The 6732-nt window shown below is 55.6% G+C and carries 3 protein-coding genes; 2 read left to right on the forward strand and 1 reads right to left on the reverse strand.

Annotated features, from left to right (window positions below; genetic code table 11):
* Nucleotides 1–108 precede the first annotated feature (108 nt).
* A complete protein-coding gene (locus JW953_13420; protein ID MBN1993695.1) occupies nucleotides 109–2868 on the forward strand; it encodes a phosphotransferase in 2760 nt (919 codons plus the stop codon).
* Nucleotides 2869–2976: 108 nt separating this feature from the next.
* Here the strand turns inward: JW953_13420 and JW953_13425 are convergent, their stop codons facing one another.
* Nucleotides 2977–5571 (reverse strand): choice-of-anchor D domain-containing protein, encoded by a 2595-nt coding sequence (locus JW953_13425; GenBank protein ID MBN1993696.1) that lies wholly within the window; start codon nucleotides 5569–5571, stop codon nucleotides 2977–2979.
* Between the two features lie 577 nt (nucleotides 5572–6148).
* On the opposite strand from JW953_13425, the gene JW953_13430 reads away from it, so the two are divergent.
* A partial coding sequence (locus JW953_13430) for an FAD-binding oxidoreductase (protein ID MBN1993697.1) occupies nucleotides 6149–6732 on the forward strand: 584 nt, incomplete at its 3' end.

A 6732-nucleotide genomic window follows, 5' to 3' on the forward strand; every position in this document is an offset into this window, starting at 1 on the left:
GTATATCCAAAGCATTGCCCTTGACCCGACAAACAGTCAAATCATTTATATTGCCGGTTCTGCGGGTGTTTTCCGTTCAGATGATGGCGGCAATAGTTGGGCCAGGCTATGATGAACAATCCATTTGTTTATAACGCTCCGGTTCCCCCTGATAAATTCATTGGGCGCAGCCAGCAGGTCAACCAAATCCTGGACCAATTGGCCAATCCGGCCCGGAGTAGCAGCGCCATTTCCGGCGATCCATGTGTGGGCAAAACCTCATTATTACATTACCTCCGCACGCCCAAAGTGCATGAAGCCTGGGGCCTGTCTTCAAGCTGTTGCCACTTTCTCAAAATAGATGGCCATAGCATTGTGCCCTTTACCGATACCACCTTCTGGCGCAACATTCTCCGTGAATTGGAACAGCCTTTAAGCGGCCATGAAATTCTTGCGCAGCACCTGCAAAGAGCGCTGGCGTTGCCTGTTCTGGAAATGTTTGATTTGAACAGCCTGTTTGACCAAATTGCCCGGGCCGGCCATTTGGTGGTGTTGATGCTGGATGAATTTGAAATCCTGATCAATAGTCTTGACCCGAACTCCCCGAACTTACTTTATCATTTACGGGCGTTGCTTAACCGGCCGGAACGAGGATTAGCCCTGATCGTGGCCAGCCGGAAGCCACTGGAGCAACTGTGCGCAGATTTTAACTTTACCGGCTCGCCGCTTGGCAACAGTTTTGCCACCATTGCCTTGCCTCCCTTTGCCGACGAGGACATAGATAAACTACTTGAGCGCTATCAGGTCAGCTTTTCCGACGCCGAACGAACTTTTTTGCGCCAGACAGCCGGCACGCATCCCTTCTTGGTCCAACTGACCGGGGCGTTTATGCTCCGGGCGCGAGAAGCTCATCACCCTGCGGCAGAAACATCCTTTACCCAACTTGAAGCGGGCCTGGAACGAAGAACAGAGGGCTACTTTTTAGACATCCTGCAACATTGTCGTGAGCCTGAAAAAATGCTTCTTACCTGGCTGGCCCTGGCCCAGTTGACCCAACACCTTCCCCCCGACCTGGTTAGATGGGGGGAATCGTTTCCCACTCTGGGTCGTTATCACCAGGACTTAAACCATCTGCTGGAACGCGGCCTGGTTCAGGATAAGCCGGCAGGGCCGGTTTTGTTTTCCGCCATTTTTGGCCGGTGGGTTTTGCGCCAGCTCCTGGTAACCCCGGGGCGAGAGATATTAGCCGCCTGGCAATCACACCTCGCCGCTTTTTTGTCGCCCGCGCAGCAAAAATTCTTCCAGGAAATCGTCGAGAGTATCATTGAGCATCCGACCGCTATCGCCAAACCCGAATTGTTAATTGATGTACTGGCGCAAAGCAGCCGCAGTCAAACGACGCCTGTACCGGTTAGCTCCACTTCATCCATTCGCTTGGGCGGCCCTATTTCATTTTTCGACGCCCCCAAAAGAGACGTCATCAAACAACTCTATGCTGAAAGCGAACTCAGAGTTGTGCAAGTTCGCCTTGAACAAAGATTTCACGGCGGCTTGAGTGGCGCAGAGGTGATTTTGGCCCAGCCCATTGACGACCGGGGCCGCGCCCTGGCCTACGAAGTGGTCAAAATTGCCCCGGCCACCATGTTGCGCCGGGAACATAGCCGCTACCGGCAATTTATCAGGGGTCGTTTGCCGGCCACCGCGGTCAGATTAGAAAACGGCCCGGTTGAATTGGGCCTGCTGGGCTGCCTGAGTTACGGATTTGCCGGCGACCGGCCCATCGGCGCGATCAAAGATTTGGAAGATTATTACGCCACCCACAGCGCCGAGGCCGTGATTGAAACCCTGAACAGGCTCATGGAAGCCCTGGATGCCCGTTGGTATGGCCAACATGAAACGTTCTCCGTTTCTTTTGCCGAGGAATATGAACAACAATTACCGGCCCATTTAAAATTGCTGGCCGAAAAAATTATTCCCGGCCATATTGACATCCCCGACTCCCACCGGCTCCTGGATGTCGAAACGATCCTGAACGCCCCAGAACGTTTAAAAATAGGCGAGCGAGTGGCCATCGCAGGCTTGCAGGTAAGTCAGGTAATGCCGGATACGGTGAAACTGCACAGCACAGATGATGGAACGATCATTTGGATCCGGGCCAGGGTGACTCTGCCCTACCTGGACCTGCAAGAAAAAGACCAGGTCACTCTTTTGGGGATCATTGAATCTCGCCGTGACGACGTGCTTGCCGCTGCGGCTGCCAGCATTTTGAGCTTCACCCCCGACCTCCGGCGACAACCCGACAACGCGCTGCACCTGACCGGTCTGGATGTCCCCTGCCCCAACCCCCTGGCCATTTACAAACAAATTCTGAAACAGCAGTTGAACGGCCGCAAAACAATTATTCACGGCGACCTGCATCCCGGCAATATTTTGGTTGACGGGTCGGGCCGGGCCTGGTTAATTGATTTTGACCACGTGCGGGAAGGCCACGTTTTATTTGATTTTGTCAGGCTGGAGACCCTGCTGCGCTTGTTCATAATCGGTAATATTCGCCGCTTTAAAAGACAATCCGACCCGCCCATTACCGGCTGGCCGCACAACTTCACCTTGCCCCAATACGTTGCCTTTGAAACGTCGCTGTTGCGGCAAACCCTTAACCAACCCGCGCCCAAAATTGACCATGCCGAGCTGGCCAAAGCGGCGGAAGTGATCATGGTTCTTCGCCGTTCGGCCCAACACTATCTTCGCCATCGTAACGATTGGCGCGAGTATTTTACCGGCCTATTCCTGCAAAATCTGGCCCAACTCAGATTTTACCAGGACGAACCCTGGTTGGGGGCGCTGCCGTTTATCACCGCGGCGGTAGTGGGACGGGAAATTGGTGACTGAAATTTTAAACCTGAATCAAAAACCTGACAGATTTTTGGGACCTGTCAGGTTTGAACCCCCCGGAGTGGCGTAAGATGAAAACTCGTTTGAGCCTGAGTTCTTAAACAATCACTCAGGATTTTGCGAACTTCGTCTGCGGCGCAATACCGCGCCGCACATCACCATAACCAGCAAGATAATTTCTATGCCCCTGCCTGCCCACCTTATCCAGGGACTGAGCGGCTGCTCGCCGGTTTCCGGCAGGTATTTAACTCCACCTGGCGAACTGCCATTGGCTGCCGGGCTGTCAGCTTGGGCAAAAAGGGCAAACAGCGTCAGGTGGTCTACCAAAGCGCACACGCCCGGTTGAAGCAAACCACTCTCCGGCGCGGTGGGCAACGCCTCCCATTGCCCATTGCGGAACACCTGGATAAGGAACCGGGCCGGGTCGTTGTTTATCAGGGCCAACTCAGCCGGAGTATAGCGGAAACAAATCTTAAGGGGCGCGGCAAATTGGGTAACCGGCTGGCCGGCCGCGTCCTTAACGGTTACTTCGGTTGAATGTTGCAGATAACGGAAAGTACCGGGCATAGGTAAAGGTTGTCCCACCGCCGCCTGGCACCAGGTGCCGGGTACGGCATTAGGCGCGGCGCCCGGCGGCACAATTACCAGCCAGGGCCAGCAGTTAAACTCTTGAGCCTGGGGCGCAGAGAGAGGGGCCGGAGGGGCAGGGGCATCGTCGTCGTCATCGTCGTCGTCTTCATCTTCGCCTTTAGGAAAAGAGGGTGGAGGCGGAACAGGAGCTACCACCCCGCTGATAGTAAAATTATAAGGATTTTCGTCCGCGTCGTCATTGGCAAAGGAGAGCTGCCCGCTAAACGTTCCTGCCGCCGCCGCGTCAAGTTGCACCTGGAACGTGGTTGAACCGCCCGGCGGCAGGGTGAGGCTGCCAAAACTGCTCACCAGGCTAAAACCGGCCGGCAAGGTCACCGGCAGGGTCAGGTGCAGATCGGCTGCGCCGGTGTTGCGGACGGTAAAAGCGCGCGCCAACGGCGCGCCCACTGTAGTTGATCCAAAATCCACACTGCCCGTATTATCAGGAACGCCGGTCGCGCCGTCGAACACCTCTATCTCCGGCGAGGGAACAAGCTCATACGCGCCAATATCGCACCGCCCACCCGCCGGCTGCGGCCGGGCCACGCCGCGCTGGTCGGTGGCCAGGCAAGAGGCGGGATTGGCGGCGTCAATGGCCGGGCTGCCGGGCAGCAGGGCGCGCGTGTCGGTGGGGCCGCCGTTGTTTTGCAAAGGTCCAACGTTGGGGCTAACGCCGGTAATATTGTTAGCCGTTGCCCCCACAATGCTACAGCCGGTTGTGTCCTGAATAAGATTGTAATCCAACGAGGTCAAGGGAGTGGCTGCATCTTCGGTGAAACAATCCGCACCCCCGCCACTAAGATCGCTATTTTGAGCGATGATGGTATTTCCGACATTAAAAGCAGGACCCGAATTCTCCACAAAAACCCCGCCGCCGTTGCCGGTACCGTCGTTGTCGCTGTCGGCCGTATTAGAGGCGATGGTCACGTAATTCAGGGTCATATTCACATCCCGAAAATAAATGCCGCCGCCGTCGGTGATAGAACTGTTGCCGGAGAAAGTGCTGTTGGCAATAGCGGCGGCGTCATTGATGTGATAGAGACCGCCGCCGCCCAAACTATTGACTCCGGTTGCGGCGTTGTTGGCAAAAGTGCTGCCGGTGATATTCAGCACGCCGTTGCTGCTGATGCCGCCGCCGCTCCCAACATCGCCGGTGGCCCGATTGCCGGAAAAGGTGCTGTTGTTTACGTTGAGGGTGGGAATTCCGGCATCCTGCCGGGTGGCAATGCCGCCGCCTTCATAGCCGCTGTTGCCGGTAAAGGTACTGCCGCTTACATTAACCGTGCCATCAACGGCATACAACCCGCCGCCGCCAAAGCCGTTGGCGCACGTATTGTTGGAAAACGTGCTGTTGGTAACGGACACATTGCCGTAGCTGGCCAGGCCGCCGCCGGCCGGCGCATCAAATATACCGCCAACTGCCGCGTTTTGGTTGAAAGTGCAGTTGGAGATATTGACCTGGCCGCCCGCCGCGTTGTAAACGCCGCCGCCTGTGCCTCCACCAACAGTGACGGTGCTCGTGTTGAGGGTGACGATAACGTCGCTCAAGTTCAGCGTGTCGCCGTTGTTGTAAACGCCGCCGCCATTCTCGCCGGCGGCAACGCCGTTCCGAATGGTTACGCCGGAGATACTAACGGTGATACCGCCGGCTCCGGCAGGGTCAAGGTGAAATACGCGGTCTATGCCGCCGCCGTCAATGATAGCGCCGGCCGCGCCCGCTCCGGCGATGATCAGATCCCCGCCGGCGGCCAGGATGTCCAGGTCGCCGGTAGCGTTGGCATTTTCGCCGGCGCCGGCAATTGCCAGCGTATAAACGTTGGCGGGGATATTGATGGTGTCCAAGCCGGGATTGGTATTAGCGGCTGTAATAGCGCCGCGCAGGCTGCAATCATTGGGCGCGGCCGTGCAGGCGGAAGCGGCAGCGTTATCATCAAGGCGGTCAACGTCAAAAACAGCGGCGTGAGCCACCGGAGCCGGCGCTGCCAGGCCGGCCAGCGTCGCCAGCAGCGCGGTAGTGACAAACACACGAAGAAACCCGAAAAAGTGGTAGGCGGGCAAATATCGGCGCATCGTGAACCCTCACTTTGTTTTTATAGATAAAGTGCCCATATTATATGCGGATCGAACAAAACATTCAACTTTTCATAGCAATTTAAAACGCTGGTATTTAGAATTAATCTATATGTAGTAGTTTTGAGGCCAAAAAACGGCCTTATAACCACTGTATATGGGCCAAAAATTTTGTTTGATCTAAGTACACCGTTGCATAAACTTGTTCCGGGTAACAACGCGGGCTTTCTCGTTCCCAAACTTAGTTTGGGAACGAGAAAACCCGGAACACACTTGCGCAATGCTGTACTAAGTTCAACAAAACCGGCAAATTAATTAAGCCTGCCCTCTGAATTAACACTCTTTTGCATAACAAGGGGGGCTATATTTGCGCCTTGCTGTTGAATTAAGCATAATCGGTAGAGAACCTTTTGTAACTTGGATATTTTTAAATCGTATCCGGCGCAAATTTATTTAAAAAGTTATTCTACGCGCCGGTCAAACTCAATAACTCGATAGTCATTGACGAAGGACGAATGACAAAATCTGGTCGTTCATCCTTCGTCGTTCGTCATTCGTCGTTCGTCGTTGGTCAGATATGCAAACATCCAAACACATTCAAGAACTGCTGTTCACTTTAAAAAAAAGGCTCAGGGGCGAGGTCAGGTTTGACGCCCTCACCCGCCAGCTCTACAGCACCGATGCCTCCTGCTACCGGGTGGTCCCGGCAGGCGTGGTCATTCCCCGTGATGTAGATGACGTGGCCGCGGCTATCGAACTGGCCCACCGCTATCAGGTTTCGGTGGTGCCTCGCGGGGCCGGAACCAGCGTTTCCGGCCAGGCCATTGGCCCCGGCTTGATCATTGACCACTCTCGCCATGTAGACCGTCTCCTGGAGATCAACCCCGCCGAACGTTGGGCCAAAGCCGAAGCCGGAATGGTTTTGGGCAGCCTGAATACGGCCCTCCGCCCGTATCAGTTAATGGTTGGCCCGGACCCCGGCTCAACCCCCATGGCCACGCTGGGCGGAGTGGCCGGCAATAACTCAACCGGGATGCACTCGGTTAAGTACGGGATGTTGGTTGACCACATCCGCGAGGTGGATGTTATTTTGGCCGACGGCAGCCAGGTAAATTTTGGCCCCCGCAGCCCGGCCCAGGTGGCCGCGCTGGCCCAACAAAC

This window comes from Anaerolineae bacterium (assembly GCA_016931895.1).
GTDB lineage: Bacteria > Chloroflexota > Anaerolineae > 4572-78 > J111 > JAFGNV01.